Genomic DNA, 14,978 nt, shown 5'->3' on the forward strand with positions numbered 1-14,978 from the left:
GACATAAAAACAACATCTCTTCTTGCCAATATATTATTAAATGACGAAGCAGTTTCATCAGGTTTCCAGACATCAATACTAGTACGCGATGGAATTGTTACTGAAGGCAGTACTTCTAACGTATTTGTTGTTACAAAAGATAACGTAATTAAAACTCCTGTGTTAAACCAATTTTGTTTACCTGGCGTGACACGACAAGTTGCAATTGAATTAATCAGAAATTTAAACTGGAATTTTGTGGAAACTGAAATTTCTACTACTGAATTATTTGATGCAAAAGAGGTATGGATAACTAGTACTACCAAAGAAATTTTTCCAATAACAAAAATCGATGATTTTTTTATTAATCAAGGGCAAGTTGGTGAGTTTTGGCATATTATAGATAAATCATACCAACAATTAATAAGTTAAATTATGACGAAACAAACTCTTATGGAATTCCCATGCGATTTTCCAGTAAAAATTATGGGCACTAATTCAGACACTTTTCTTGAGGAAATCAAGGATATAGTGCTCCGTCATTTTCCTGAATTCAATATGGGACACTTAAAGCATAAACACAGTAATCAAAAAAACTATCTTGCGATTACAGTAACTGTTCATGCCCTAAATCAACAAATGCTTGATTCTTTTTATCAGGATCTGACAAAGCACCCAGACATTAAAATGGTTTTATGATGAATGTTAATCATTTAGGAATGCAGGATTATAATGAAGTGTGGTGTCGCATGAAAGACTTCACCATCACCCGAAATGAGCACAGTTCAGATGAACTTTGGCTTTTAGAACATTTCCCTGTCTATACTCAGGGCCAGGCAGGCAAGCCCGAACATGTTCTAAACCCTAAATCCATTCCTATTGTGCAATCTGATCGTGGTGGACAGGTAACATACCATGGCCCAGGTCAGTTGGTTGCTTATATATTAATGGACATAAAAAGGCGAAATCTTGGTATCAGAACATTAGTTTGCCAATTAGAGAATGTATTAATTAAAACTCTCGAGCAATACAATATTGAGGCAAATACCAAATGTGGCGCACCTGGTGTATATGTAGATAATAAAAAAATTGCATCTATTGGCCTTAGAGTAAAAAATGGTTGCACCTATCATGGAATTGCGTTAAATGTTGATATGGACATGACTCCTTTTTCAGGCATTAACCCTTGTGGATTTGAACAAATGGAAATGACACAAATAAAAAATCTATTTCCAGCAATCCGCTTTGATGAGGTGAGTAATCATTTTGAACAGAGTTTTCTTAATCAATTCTATCAATGAGACATTATGAATTTGTTCGTCGATTATGTTCAACCTCTTACTGGTTGGTTACAAGCACATCCTCATTGGGCGTTATTTATTACTTTCATTATCGCCCTGACCGAATCGTTGGCGATTATAGGTAGCATTGTCCCCGGTTCAGTAACAATGACCGCTATAGGCATCCTTGCTGGCTCGGGAGTGATGAGAATAGACCTGACGTTGGTTGCTGCGACTTTAGGAGCAATATGTGGTGATAGTCTCAGTTATTTTTTAGGCTATTTTTATAGTGACCGATTAATAGACATCTGGCCGTTTAAAAAGTATCCTAATTTATTGAAGTACGGTAAAGAATTTTTTTCGAGGCACGGTGGCAAAAGCGTGCTAATCGGCCGTTTTGTTGGCCCATTAAGATCTATAATTCCTGTTATTGCAGGCGTTATGCATATGAAGCAATGGCGATTTTTGATTGCTAATGTGATATCAGCGATAGGTTGGTCAATATTATACGTTATGCCTGGGGTTTTAATTGGTACTGCTGGACATGAGTTATCGACCGAAGGTGCCACTCATCTCTTTATATTGATTTTAGTAATACTGGCAGGAATATGGCTAGCGAGCATTATTATCAAATGGCTCTTTATCCGTATAAATTCCTTTTTAAAAAATAATTTACACGGGTTCTGGCTCAGCTCCAAAAGCAATAGTGGACTGGTTAAATTATTTAACGCCATAACTCCGGAAGAAGAAACCGATCATTACCCTACTGCCGGATTGATCTTGCTCATATTGTTTTCCACATTGTGTTTTTCGGTCTTGTTTGTACTCAGTCTGTATCCCCAATTTCTAAACGCAATTAATCTACCGATACATTTGTTGACAAATAGCTTACATACTACGTTATTAGAAGCCTTTTTTATTATCTGTACCCAACTAACCAGCATATTTACTTTGAGTGGTTTATACCTAATCTGTTGCTCATGTCTGATATATCAACGCAAGTTTAAAACCATTATCTATTTAACCAGTGTTTTATTTTTTAGCAGCATAATATCAATGTTTCTGTCTCACATTAACTATATTCCCAGACCACAGGGATTATTAGTTACAATGCCTGGTTCATCGTTTCCGTCATTCAATTTGACAATTGCCACTGCTTTTTATGGTTTTATCTTATTTTACATTAACAATCATTATGCGTTCTTGACCAATACGTTTAGAACACTCATATTAATTATTCTCGGTTTGAGTGGTTTCGCACAAATTTATTTAGCCGATCACTGGTTTACCGATATTATAGCATCCTATCTGCTGGGAACAATTGTATGTTTAATTCACTGGCTTGTTTATAGAAAATCTAACTATACACTATCTAAAAAAAGAGAATCTCTAACATTGCTGCTTACTGTAATTTCAACAATCATTCTTTGCACATCGGTCTCAACCAGTTTAAATTTTAAAACATTGTTGCACAATCATGCTCCGTACCATAAAGAATATATTCTGACGCAAAATGTTTGGTGGAATCAGGCAAAACCTATTTTACCACTATATCGATTAAATCGAATTGGTCGAAGAATAAGTATTTTGAATATTCAATACTCAGGTCGTCTCGATTTATTTATAAAAGAATTGGAACAAAATGGCTGGAATTTACATAATGAATCATTTTTTACAAAATTAATGATAAGCATGAATAAATCAAATGATGGTGTCAAATTACCATTACTGACTCAATTATATGAAAACAGACGCCCCGCTCTACTTATGACTTATAGAGATGAAAAATCAAATTTAATTTTAGAATTGACCGTTTGGGAATCAAATTTTTACATCGATAATAACGAAAATCCTATATGGATAGGAACACTGCATCAGAACAGGCATCTCAAGGGAAAACAAAAGAAAACCTATATTAATCCTTTGACTTATATCATGCCAGCATTAGATGCATTTACTTTGCGTCGCCTGGAAGTGCCTGAGGAGATGATAAATACGACTAGTTATCGTACAGCTCCTTATATTTTATTAATAAAAGAGCAACTATTCCGCGATGATAAAACAATAGAAGAGTACTAATTTTTGTATTTAGCTTAACTTAATTTTTTTGATAAAATTGCTTTATCAGCGCCCTACAACATCTTGTATTGGTTTTGTAGTACGCATTAACATCACCTAATACGGGTGCTGTGTTCCCTTCAGATGAATCGAAAAATGAAAAAGCCTCTGGTTATTTAGATGCTACTAGCCACAAACCTAAATTACTGATATAAATAGTTTACTTCTATTAGGAGCCGTTTTGGATTTCGTTAATTTGAGCGAAAATGGGCTGGTTTTCGAGCTGCCCATTTTGACCATAATACTCGACTGTTAACAGCCCCTGATATCACGATCACTATTTAGGAAATGGATCAATGTACAATATAACCTCAGTTATTCACTGCATCTTTCCATTAATAGCTTTAGTTTTTTTAGTTATTGGAGTCCAACGAAAAGCTATTTACTATATTATTTCAGCACTTTGGTTAAGTTTAATTGCATTAATAATCCTGTTTCAAACATCAGGAGGAGAAATACTGGGTAGTTATTTTAATTACCTCAACGCGTCAATTTACACTGCTAATTTAATTGTCCTTCTTATATCATTAATCTATGTTATTTCTCATTTGAGCAATGAGAGCTCCTTTTTTAAGCACCTTAGCAGTTTAGTTAAATCGATACTTATAGTAGGCAGTATTTTTCTCATCACGAATCTTTGGATTAATGCGTATTTTATTGAAAATAGAATGAATGGCACTCCTGTAATGCAAGTTGCTTTATTGCAAAAACCGGAATATTGCTCCTACAGATATATATTCTACACAGTGGCTACAGATGGCTCTGTAGTATATTTGTGTCCTAATCACTATGGATTAATTCCCTCAATTGGGCATTTAGAAGTAAGCCCGGATTTTATTACAACACAATTGTCTGAGCCGAATAAAAAGCAAATGTTATTGTTACAAAAAAAGAATTGAGATGAATTAAAGGGTTTATTTAGCAAATTGTTCTTAAGATGATTATTTGATACTATGCCAATAACTTACCAAGTGACTATTCATATGAGACGTATATTTTTTATGGTTTTTGTCCTCTTTTCCTTCAGTAGCTATTCGATGGCACCGAAGCTAAACTGGGATCAAGCAATAGACAAAGCTATCAAAAAATATGGCTTACGAGTTGAACCACAATTAATTTCATTCTTTGCTAAAGCCAAAGTGAGCTACCCGCCCCGAGAAATTGCTTTGCTTGCTTTTAAAGAAGAGCGCAAAATAGAACTTTGGGCAAAAAACGCCGAACAAGAATGGACGCATATTCACAACTACCCATTAACGGGTTTTAGTGGACGTTTAGGACCTAAGTTAAAAGAGAATGACAAGCAAATTCCAGAAGGCATTTATAAGCTAGTTAACTTCAACCCGTTCAGCAGTATGCACTTATCCATGATGATTAATTATCCTAATAGCTTCGATCGGGAAAAAGGATATTTAGATGGAAGAAGAGAGTTAGGAAATAATATTTTTATTCATGGACGTGATTTATCAGTAGGTTGTCTTGCTATAGGTGATCTCGCAATCGATCAATTATTTATATTAGCTCGTCGCGTTGGATTAAATAATATCAAATTAATCATTGCTCCGAATGATTTGCGTCATAAAAAACCATCAACATCAACATTTGCACAGCCACGATGGTTACCTGAGCTTTATAAGCAGATAAGCGAGTCACTCAAACCATTTAGTAAGAGTAAATTTACTGTTTAATCATAAATGATCGCATATTTTATATATTTAAGTATATAATTATCAAAACAATAGAATATGGATATTATGACTACGGCACGCAGACAATCATGGTCGCATGTAGATTTAACCGAAACTGCTGAAAACGATCCACTTTTGGCTTGTTTGGTTTTACTTACACGGTACTATCAAAATCCATTCTCCCCTCTTTCACTGGTGGCCCGTCTTCCTTTGGTTAATAATAAACTCACCCCAGAGCTGTTTGCTCGTTCAGCAGGAAGAGCATCTCTGGATGCCGATCTAAAAACGGTTGACTACAAAGACATTCCCAAAGAAGATGTTCCTCTGGTTTTGCTTAAAAAAGACGGAGGAGCAGTTTTATTTATACTTGATGATAACGGAAAAAAAACGGTTCTTGATCCTCAAACACCAGATATTGAAATTGAATTAAAAGATATTCAGTCTGAATTAAGCGGTCAGATTATTTTAATAGAGCAACAATACAAACATACGCACAGATCTCAGGAAACCTTAGCCAAAACCCAAAAAAACTGGTTTTGGAAAGTAATGATCAAATCATGGCCACTTTATTCGGAAGTTTTACTTGCTTCTTTATTAGTTAATATTTTTGCTCTGGTGATACCATTATTCACCATGAACGTTTATGACCGAGTTGTTCCCAATCATGCGATTGATACAATGTGGGTATTAGCCAGTGGCGTGGCTTTAGTATTTATATTTGATATGATCCTCAAAACATTACGCTCTTATTTTATAGATATAGCCAACAAGCATAGCGATCTTGAATTGTCTGCAAGTATATTCCAACAAGTACTTGGTTTAAGCATGACCAATAGACCTCGTTCTGTAGGTTCTCTTGCAAATACGGTACAATCTTTTGAGATCTTCAGGGATTTCATCACTTCAAGTACAATGACTATATTAGTAGACTTACCGTTTGTATGTATTTTCCTGTTTGTGATTTACTTAATTGGTGGCAGCCTGTTCTGGATTCCATTTATTGTCATACCAGTAATATTTATAATTGGTTTGTTACTTCAATGGCCACTGATACGTTTAACAAGGAAGGCATATCAATTTTCATCAGAAAAGCAAGCTACTTTGTTTGAATCTTTATCCGCGATTGAAACAGTCAAAACGACAGGTGCTGAATCTATATTGCAATCTCGATGGGAAAAGATAATCGAAGAAGCATCGAAGAACTCCATGCAATTAAGACTTGTGTCAAATACAAGTATCAGTATTACCAACCTGGCTACCCAGATAGCAACTATTGCGATTGTTATTGCCGGTGTATACATGATATCTAAAGGAGAATTGACTACTGGTGCTTTAATTGCCTGTACGATACTCACTGGCCGTGCTTTGGCCCCAATGGCACAAGTTTCCACGTTATTCACCCGATATTTTCAATCAATGAATGCGTTGGAATCATTAAACAACATCATGCAATTAGATACAGACATCAGTGATGATACGCGCTTCCTTCACAGACCAACGTTGAAGGGCGATATAGAATTTAAACAAGTATCGTTTCATTATAGAGATGATGACGTTAATGTTCTCGAAAATATTAACTTTAAAATTAAAGTGGGTGAGCGTGTTGCGATTATTGGTCGAGTAGGTTCAGGAAAATCGACAATAGGAAAACTATTGCTTAAGTTATACCTTCCTACAGAGGGTACTATTCTACTAGATGGTACCGATTATAAACAAATCAATCCCGATGACCTGCGTCAACAGATTGGTTACGTACCACAAGATGTTATATTGTTCTATGGCAGCATCAGAGATAATGTGTGTGTTGGTGCTCCTTTTATCCATGACAGCGCTCTTCTGAAAGCCTCTGAAATTGCTGGAGTTACTCAATTTACCGATAATCATCCTAAAGGGTTTGACAGACAAGTCGGTGAAAAAGGGGCCGAGCTTTCAGGGGGGCAAAGACAAAGTGTTGCCGTAGCACGTTCATTGATTATGAATCCTAATATTCTGCTTCTTGATGAACCTACTTCTGCAATGGATGATAATAACGAGAGACAGATTAAAAAACGATTGCATGATTACCTGACAGAGAATCATACCTTAATATTGATTACTCATAAATTATCCATGCTCGAATTGGTTAATCGAATTATAGTATTAGAAAATGGCAAAATTATTGCTGATGGTGCTAAGGATGCGGTACTTAGTGCACTTAAAGCAGGCGTCACATTAAGGAAACCATAACATGAGTAAAACTCACAAGTCCCGTGCCTTTACCCATATTATTTTATGGACTTCTGTTACATTTATATTTGTCGCAATTATCTGGGCCAATTACGCGAGATTAGATGAGGTCACTACTGGTGAGGGTAAAGTTATCCCATCCAGTGAGATTCAGGTTATACAAAATCTCGAGGGTGGAATTGTCCAGAATATCTTTGTTAAAGAAGGAGAAATTGTAAAAAAGGGACAAACATTAATGCAGATTGATAACACTCGATTTATGTCGAGTTATGCAGAAGCTGAGAAAAAAATGGATGCCCTGCAATTAGAAATCATCAGGATCAATGCAGAAATAAGCCAGACCGCTCCTGTCTTTCCTGATGCTCTAAAAAAAGACTATCCTAGCCTGGTTAGCGATCAGCAATCGTTATATGATTCAAAAATGAGAGAATTAACGCAATTAATTAAGTCTCTTGAGTTAGCTCAGAAAGAGCTCGATATGACAAGGCCCCTATTAAAGAATGGCTCCGTTTCCGAAGTAGAAGTAATTCGCCTGGATAGAACAGTAAGTGACATAAAAGGAAGTATTGATAAATTTAAATCAGAGGAGTTGGATAGACTAAATAAAGCTCGAGGAGAATTATCTTCTTTAACTGAGGCTAATAAGGCAGACAAAGATCGCTTGACTCGTACAACAGTGAAATCTCCTGTTTATGGCATTATTAAACAAATTAAAACAACAACAATTGGCGGAGTAGTTCAACCTGGCAGCGATATCATTGAAGTTGTTCCTCTTGATGACACCTTACTTATAGAAGCTAAAATCAGACCTTCTGATATTGGATTCATCCATCCTGGACAAAAAGCCATGGTTAAAATTACAGCATATGATTTTTCTATTTATGGTGGCCTAGAAGGTGAAGTAGAACAAATAAGTGCTGATACTATTATGGATGAAACTGATAAAAAGAATGAAAGCTTTTATGTAATTAGAGTTCGCACCTATCAAAACCATCTTGGAACAGACAGCAAACCTTTACCCATCATTCCAGGTATGATGGCCACTGTTGATATTTTAACTGGCGAAAAATCAGTCCTTGAATACATATTAAAACCCATAATAAAAGCCAAACAATCTGCGCTTCGTGAACGTTAAGATTGACAATAAATTAAACCTCGTATAAGGAAAAGAATGAAATAATTCTTGTCCTTATACGATAATTTTTACTCCGCTAGCCCTTACCCTCACTTCCATTAAGTTAAGGATTTGGCCGTCATCCTGAGGAGCTAGCGACGAAGGATCCCCGGAATTCAGGAGATCGCTCTGCTAGGATGACGTACTTTTCTTCTTAATAGCAGCCCCCCTTACCCCGGACTCCAGAAGACAGCAATGAAATCCCCTATTTCCTCCAATTTTAGAATTATTGGCGATAACATGGAGAGACGTGCTATGTGATGGAGATAACCTGGAACAAAGAATTAATAAATCGAGTATGTTATTCAACATCCTATGCTTTAGACTATACTTTCAAAACGTGGCAGAACTCGTTAAAGAGACGAAACAATGAGCTTGAAAGGACATCATAAGTGGCTAATAGGAATAGCCGTTATTCTGCTAGGTCTATTTTCCCTTTTAATATGGAAATATTTCCAGAATCCTGGACTTGGAGATGACTTTGCAAGTGGTAATGGCCGTATTGAAGCCATAGAAGTCGACATTGCCACCAAAATTGCTGGTCGTATTAAACGCATTGATGTTGATGAAGGGGATTATGTTCATGCGGGACAAGTACTTGCAGTCATGGATACCGATGTTCTTGAGGCTCAATTAAAAGAGGCGCAAGCCAAATATGAAGAAACAAAAAGCAATGTCATTAGTGCCAAAAATGAGGTAATTCAACGGCAAAGTGAAAAAAAAGCGGCATTAGCCACTGTAGCTCAACGTCAAGCCGAATTAAACTTAGCCCAAACCCGTTTAACACGCATAGAAAAGCTAGCCGCTAAAGGCCATGCTTCTCTTGAAAGTTTAGATGAAGCCCGCTCTCAATTTTATGGTGCCCAAGCTATTTTTGATGTGGCCAATGCCCAAGTTGCAGAACGCGAAGCCACAATTGCTACTGCCGAATCAAAAGTAAAAGGCGCACAATCTTCTGTTGCGGCATCCTTAGCAACCATCGAACGTTTAAAAGCCGATATTAAAGACAGTACTTTGGTTGCTCCTCTGGATGGTCGCATTCAATTTCGTATTTCCCAACCTGGTGAAGTATTAAGCGCCGGCGGTAAGGTATTAAACATGCTAGACCTTACCAATGTGTATATGATCTTTTTTCTGCCAACCGAACAAGCAGGAAAAATACAATTGGGTGCTCCTGTACATTTGGTTTTAGATGCCCTTCCTCAATACGTTATTCCAGCGAAGGTTACGTTTATTGCAGATGTGGCACAATTTACACCCAAAACGGTAGAAACGGCCAACGAACGACAGAAATTAATGTTTCGTGTCAAGGCACGGATTGCCCCTGAATTATTACGTCAATACATCCGTTCTGTAAAAACAGGCTTACCAGGTATGGCTTATGTTCCGCTAAAATCTGACAGTAAGTGGCCAGCCAATTTACAAGTGAACCTACCCAATGAATCAGACTGAAGCCACGCCAGTAATAGACATTAAAGACGTCAGTTTATGGTATGGAAAAAACCAGGCTCTGAACCAAATAAATTTGCAGCTCCCTGCTGGAGCTATTATCGGATTTATTGGTCCTGATGGTGTTGGAAAATCCAGCTTATTTTCTTTGATTTCCGGGGCCCGAGAAATACAACAGGGTACGGTACTCGTTTTAGATGGTGACATGAGCAACACAGCCCACCGTGATGCAGTCTGTTCACGTATTGCTTACATGCCTCAAGGATTAGGAAAAAATCTTTATCCAACCCTTTCTGTATTTGAAAATGTCGATTTTTTTGGGCGACTGTTTGGTCATGAGCGAGAAGTGCGCGAACAATACATTCACAGTTTACTCGCCAATACCGGCTTGCTCGAATTCAAAGATCGTCCAGCAAGCAAACTATCTGGAGGAATGAAGCAAAAATTGGGTTTATGTTGTGCTCTGATTCATTCCCCGGATTTATTGATTCTGGACGAGCCCACCACCGGAGTTGATCCCTTATCACGACGCCAATTTTGGGAGTTAATTGATGCGATCCGACACGATAAACCGGCTATGAGTGTTCTGGTAGCTACTGCCTATATGGAAGAGGCCGCACGTTTTGATAGCCTGGTAGCAATGAATGCCGGTACTATTCTGGCAACAGGAACTCGCGACAGTTTATTGTCAAAGACCCAAACCGACTCGTTGGAAAATGCTTTTATCGCCCTACTGCCAGCATCGGATCGCAAACGCCATCAAGAAGTCATTTTAACTCCTCGCCAGCAATTAGCTCATCCAGAAATAGCCATTGAAGCCCAAAATTTAAGTAAACGATTTGGTTCATTTACTGCTGTAGATAAGGTCAATTTTCGTATCGAGCGTGGCGAAATATTTGGATTTCTTGGGTCAAATGGCTGTGGAAAAACCACTGTAATGAAGATGCTTACCGGCTTACTGCCAGTTAGCGATGGTGAAGTATGGTTATTCGGTAAAACAGTTGATGCCAATGATATGAATACACGTCGACAAATTGGTTATATGTCTCAATCCTTTTCTTTATACACCGAATTGACTGTTTATCAAAATTTAGTATTACATGCTCAACTGTTTCATCTGCCCAAAGAACGCATCAATAAACGTATTCAGGAATTAATCAATCGTTTTTATTTAGATGATATTATTAATGAATACCCTGATTCCCTGCCTCTAGGTCATAAACAACGCTTGTCTTTAGCTGTTGCTGTGCTGCATGAGCCAGAAATTTTAATCCTGGATGAACCAACATCAGGGGTTGATCCCATGGCACGTGACCAGTTCTGGCAACTAATGATTGACTTAGCACGCCATGATCAGGTCACTATTTTTATATCAACTCATTTTATGAATGAAGCACAACGATGCGATCGTATTTCCTTAATGCACGCAGGACGCGTCTTGGTAAGTAACACGCCGGAGGCTCTCATTAAAAGCAAAAAGGCAGACAGCTTGGAAACTGCTTTTATTAGTTATCTTGAAGCAGTAGTTGAGGCGGAACATAAGAAGGACGATAGTGCCCCCTCACCTGTGAAACGTACCTTTGTTATTGAAAATAAAATCAACCAACAGAAGTTTTTTGATCCCAGAAGAATGTTCAGTTACAGCCGTCGTGAAGCATTGGAACTCATACGAGAACCAGTTCGTGCAACCCTCGCATTTCTTGGTAGTGTCATTTTACTGTTCATCATGAGCTATGGTTTGAATTTGGATGTAGAAAATCTGAGTTTTTCGGTTTTAGATCGCGATCAAAGCACCACTAGCCAAAACTATATCCTGAACATTGCTAGTTCTCGATATTTTAGTGAACAAGCCCCAATAAAAGATTATGAGCAGCTGGAGCAACGCATGCGTTCGGGCGAATTAAATCTGGCGTTAGAAATACCACAAGGTTTCGCACGAGATATAAAGCGAGGAAAGCAGGTTGAAATTGGCACCTGGATCGAGGGTGTTATGCCCCAAAGAGCTGAAACCGCAAAAAATTACATTCAAGGTTTGCATTTACATTGGCTTGCCAATAATTATCCTGAGCTAGCGCAACAATCCACATTATCTGCATTTAACATTGAAACTCGATTTCGCTACAATCCTGATGTTAAAAGCTTGCCTGCAATGGTTCCTGCCATTATCCCGTTATTGCTCATGCTCATTCCAGCCATGTTAACAGCTCTGTCTGTAGTTCGTGAAAAGGAATTAGGCTCTATTGTTAACTTATACGTTACCCCCGTCACCAAGCTTGAGTTTTTATTGGGAAAACTCTTACCCTATGTCCTGTTGGCCATGCTGAATTTCTTTTTACTTGTTGGCTTATCTGTATTTATATTACATGTGCCCGTAAGTGGGAGCTTTATTACCCTGATGCTAGCCGCGTTCATTTATGTGCTCATCGCCACTTCTATGGGATTTTTAATTTCTATTTTTATGCGCAGCCAAATTGCTGCAATTTTTGGTACATCCATTTTAACCATTCTTCCTGCAACACAATTTTCAGGGATTCTTGAACCAGTGTCCTCTCTCGAAGGAATGGGAGCTGTCATTGGGAAATTATATCCAGTCACCTATTTTCTCATTATTTCACGCGGCGTTTTTTCTAAAGCACTTTCTTTTGCGTCCTTACATGCCGCATTTTTTTCCTTGTCATTGGCTGTACCTGTTTTATTGACACTTTGCTTGTTGCTATTAAAGAAACAGGAGCACTAATATGTCTGTAAGTACCATTTTTCATTTAGGAGTTAAAGAATTACGTAGTGTGTTACGTGATCCCATGATGATAGCCCTAATCATCTTTGCTTTTTCAATATCGATATATGTTGCCGCCACTGCCCTTCCAGAAACCTTGAATAAAACACCGATAGCAATTGTTGATGAGGACCAGTCGGCCTTATCTTTACGGATAGAAGATGCATTTTATCCACCACAATTTGCCAAACCCGTATTGATTAATTTGGCCGATATTGATGCCGGCATGGATTCAGGAACATACACTTTTACTCTGGATATCCCCCCGGATTTTCAGCGTGATGTACTAGCTGGTCGTAGTCCTGCCATTCAACTGAATGTGGATGCAACGAGAATGAGCCAGGCTTTTGTAGGAGCTGGATACATTCAAACGATTCTCAGTATGGAGATCAATGAGTTTTTGCAACATTATCGCTCCGTAGCAAAGTATCCCGTGGATCTAGAAGTTCGCGTTCGCTTTAACCCCACACTAACTAAAACCTGGTTTGGCGCAGTGATGGAAATTATTAATAATGTAACAATGCTCTCAATCATTCTAACTGGAGCAGCTTTACTGCGTGAGCGTGAACATGGGACGATTGAACATCTGTTGGTAATGCCGGTTACCCCTTTTGAAATTATGGCGAGTAAAATTTGGGCCATGGCACTCATTGTTTTGGTAGCAAGTGCTTTTTCTCTCATCGTTGTTGTGCGCAAAATTCTTGCGATCCCAATTGAAGGATCTGTAACTCTTTTTATGCTAGGTACAGCAATGAATTTATTTGCTACAACATCAATGGGCATATTCATGGGGACAATGACACGCACCATGCCGCAATTCGGTTTATTATTGATGTTAATCATTTTACCTTTGCAAATGCTTTCTGGAGGGATGACTCCCAGAGAAAATATGCCAATGGCTGTACAAGATATTATGTTGGCCGCACCAACCACTCATTTTGTCATGCTCGCTCAATCAGTTTTATTCCGTGGCGCAGGCCTAGATACAGTATGGCCACAGCTTGCTGCACTTGCTTTAATTGGCGGGGTATTTTTCTATGTAACACTGCATTATTTTCGTAAAGCAATTAACTATTTATGAGATGGTTAATTGTCATTTAATGACAACAATTAGAACCTGTCTTCATAATTAAGCCAGGCGAATGTTCTCTCCACAATCCATCTTTTCGCTAAAATAGCCCAGTGTGAAAAGTAGATTTTAGGCAGAAAACTAACCTCGAAATAGCTCAACACTTGTGTCCTTTCAGTAAGTTTGTGTGAATCCCGGCCGGAGGCCATAATGGCAAAGAATACCGAACACATATTTTTATAAACAAAAAAATATTAAGAGTATATTTATATGCTAACTATAAACATGCACCTTTGAATTTTTAACTATTTAAAAAGCCACATTGAATTAATAAAAAATTATGTATAATGTTTGACCACCTGGTGTAGTCACTCAGGGGCCTTATGATTATTCAATGCATTCTAGTTACGATAAATGATCAAGCGCTTTATTTTGTTCTCGAAAAGCCAGATAACCTATTCGCATGGGATAATTACTACGAAGAAAGCCCTAAAATTGCACAACTCATGTTGGATTCTAAAAAAGCAAGTGAAATAGGAGGTGGATCCAGGAGATTTAGTTACCTTCGAGATGCTCGTAATGAAGGCAAAGAAGTATATATTGCTTATATTGCCAAAAGCCCAGTTAGTAGTGATCTATGTGACGAAAAAGTAAAATCTTTTAAAAGAGAATGGGCGGAATTAAATAATAGTTTGCCAAATAAACTTACCATCGATGAATATGATTCTGAAATGCTGCGGTTGTACAAAGAGAAAGGTAGTTTTATACCATCTATGTATAAACATTCAAGTGGAGCAGAATAAAAACCTGACTTTGAAACGAATTATGGCAATTATGTGCTAAGATAAGAGAATCAAGGAGGGGCCCATGATATTTTCTGATGTATTTCAAAGCCAACCTTTTTTCTTCTATGATGGTCCAATGGAAACTCGGATTGAGTTTGGCACAAATATCAAAATCGACAAAGAAATGTCTATTTTTATGCTAATGAACACGCAAGAAGGTCGTGATGCTTTAGCAAAATTATATCGAACCGATATTCAAACAGCCCTTTCTTTCCGACAACCCATTATTTTAAATGCACCAGTTTTTCGAGCATCAAAAGAGCATTGCAAACGATCAAACATTCCCCTGTCTACGACTACGATTTTTGATATCAATCGAGAAGGCTCCGTTGCAAAAACGAATTCTAGTTTATAATTTAGTCTAACTTCGATGAAAT

The 14,978-nt window shown here is 37.7% G+C and carries 13 protein-coding genes; all 13 read left to right on the forward strand.

Annotation, left to right across the window (positions count from 1 at the left end; genetic code table 11):
- On the forward strand, positions 1 to 411 hold a 411-nt coding region (locus tag Q0495_RS00180), incomplete at its 5' end, for an aminotransferase class IV (RefSeq protein ID WP_298621865.1).
- A 3-nt stretch (positions 412 to 414) separates the two neighbouring features.
- Positions 415 to 678: a DUF493 domain-containing protein gene (locus Q0495_RS00185; RefSeq protein ID WP_298621867.1), complete on the forward strand. Its 264-nt coding sequence runs from the start codon at positions 415 to 417 to the stop codon at positions 676 to 678.
- On the forward strand, positions 678 to 1,280 hold the full coding sequence (gene lipB / locus Q0495_RS00190; protein WP_298621887.1) for a lipoyl(octanoyl) transferase LipB: 603 nt from the start codon (positions 678 to 680) through the stop codon (positions 1,278 to 1,280). The genes Q0495_RS00185 and lipB overlap by 1 nt, the downstream gene beginning before the upstream one ends.
- A gap of 6 nt (positions 1,281 to 1,286) precedes the next feature.
- Complete coding sequence (locus Q0495_RS00195; protein ID WP_298621869.1) at positions 1,287 to 3,338, forward strand: bifunctional DedA family/phosphatase PAP2 family protein; 2,052 nt, start codon at positions 1,287 to 1,289, stop codon at positions 3,336 to 3,338.
- 335 nt (positions 3,339 to 3,673) lie between these two features.
- A complete protein-coding gene (locus Q0495_RS00200; RefSeq protein WP_298621871.1) occupies positions 3,674 to 4,276 on the forward strand; it encodes a type I secretion system protein LssZ in 603 nt (200 codons plus the stop codon).
- An 84-nt stretch (positions 4,277 to 4,360) separates the two neighbouring features.
- Complete coding sequence (locus tag Q0495_RS00205) at positions 4,361 to 5,062, forward strand: hypothetical protein (RefSeq protein WP_298621873.1); 702 nt, start codon at positions 4,361 to 4,363, stop codon at positions 5,060 to 5,062.
- Between the two features lie 66 nt (positions 5,063 to 5,128).
- On the forward strand, positions 5,129 to 7,288 hold the full coding sequence (locus Q0495_RS00210) for a type I secretion system permease/ATPase (protein ID WP_298621875.1): 2,160 nt from the start codon (positions 5,129 to 5,131) through the stop codon (positions 7,286 to 7,288).
- Position 7,289: 1 nt separating this feature from the next.
- Positions 7,290 to 8,423: an HlyD family type I secretion periplasmic adaptor subunit gene (locus tag Q0495_RS00215; protein ID WP_298621877.1), complete on the forward strand. Its 1,134-nt coding sequence runs from the start codon at positions 7,290 to 7,292 to the stop codon at positions 8,421 to 8,423.
- Between the two features lie 408 nt (positions 8,424 to 8,831).
- Positions 8,832 to 9,914, forward strand: coding sequence for an efflux RND transporter periplasmic adaptor subunit (locus Q0495_RS00220; RefSeq protein WP_298621879.1), 1,083 nt, complete (start codon positions 8,832 to 8,834; stop codon positions 9,912 to 9,914).
- Positions 9,901 to 12,648 (forward strand): ribosome-associated ATPase/putative transporter RbbA, encoded by a 2,748-nt coding sequence (gene rbbA, locus Q0495_RS00225; RefSeq protein ID WP_298621880.1) that lies wholly within the window; start codon positions 9,901 to 9,903, stop codon positions 12,646 to 12,648. The genes Q0495_RS00220 and rbbA overlap by 14 nt, the downstream gene beginning before the upstream one ends.
- A 1-nt stretch (position 12,649) precedes the next feature.
- The gene (locus Q0495_RS00230; protein ID WP_298621881.1) at positions 12,650 to 13,768 is read left to right on the forward strand and encodes an ABC transporter permease; all 1,119 of its coding nucleotides are present in this window, start codon (positions 12,650 to 12,652) and stop codon (positions 13,766 to 13,768) included.
- A 371-nt stretch (positions 13,769 to 14,139) separates the two neighbouring features.
- Positions 14,140 to 14,559: a hypothetical protein gene (locus Q0495_RS00235; RefSeq protein ID WP_298621883.1), complete on the forward strand. Its 420-nt coding sequence runs from the start codon at positions 14,140 to 14,142 to the stop codon at positions 14,557 to 14,559.
- A 64-nt stretch (positions 14,560 to 14,623) separates the two neighbouring features.
- Entirely contained in the window at positions 14,624 to 14,956 is a 333-nt protein-coding gene (locus Q0495_RS00240; RefSeq protein WP_298621885.1) for a hypothetical protein, read from the forward strand.
- Positions 14,957 to 14,978: the final 22 nt, after the last annotated feature.

The organism is uncultured Legionella sp. (assembly GCF_937871865.1).
GTDB lineage: Bacteria > Pseudomonadota > Gammaproteobacteria > Legionellales > Legionellaceae > Legionella.

Excerpts from the sequence above, each read along its gene's own strand:
- Q0495_RS00185 (WP_298621867.1), top strand. The coding sequence starts at position 415 with ATGACGAAACAAACTCTTATGGAATTCCCATGCGATTTTCCAGTAAAA.
- lipB (WP_298621887.1), top strand. The coding sequence starts at position 678 with ATGAATGTTAATCATTTAGGAATGCAGGATTATAATGAAGTGTGGTGT.
- Q0495_RS00195 (WP_298621869.1), top strand. The coding sequence starts at position 1,287 with ATGAATTTGTTCGTCGATTATGTTCAACCTCTTACTGGTTGGTTACAA.
- Q0495_RS00200 (WP_298621871.1), top strand. The coding sequence starts at position 3,674 with ATGTACAATATAACCTCAGTTATTCACTGCATCTTTCCATTAATAGCT.
- Q0495_RS00205 (WP_298621873.1), top strand. The coding sequence starts at position 4,361 with ATGAGACGTATATTTTTTATGGTTTTTGTCCTCTTTTCCTTCAGTAGC.
- Q0495_RS00210 (WP_298621875.1), top strand. The coding sequence starts at position 5,129 with ATGACTACGGCACGCAGACAATCATGGTCGCATGTAGATTTAACCGAA.
- Q0495_RS00215 (WP_298621877.1), top strand. The coding sequence starts at position 7,290 with ATGAGTAAAACTCACAAGTCCCGTGCCTTTACCCATATTATTTTATGG.
- Q0495_RS00220 (WP_298621879.1), top strand. The coding sequence starts at position 8,832 with ATGAGCTTGAAAGGACATCATAAGTGGCTAATAGGAATAGCCGTTATT.
- rbbA (WP_298621880.1), top strand. The coding sequence starts at position 9,901 with ATGAATCAGACTGAAGCCACGCCAGTAATAGACATTAAAGACGTCAGT.
- Q0495_RS00230 (WP_298621881.1), top strand. The coding sequence starts at position 12,650 with ATGTCTGTAAGTACCATTTTTCATTTAGGAGTTAAAGAATTACGTAGT.
- Q0495_RS00235 (WP_298621883.1), top strand. The coding sequence starts at position 14,140 with ATGATTATTCAATGCATTCTAGTTACGATAAATGATCAAGCGCTTTAT.
- Q0495_RS00240 (WP_298621885.1), top strand. The coding sequence starts at position 14,624 with ATGATATTTTCTGATGTATTTCAAAGCCAACCTTTTTTCTTCTATGAT.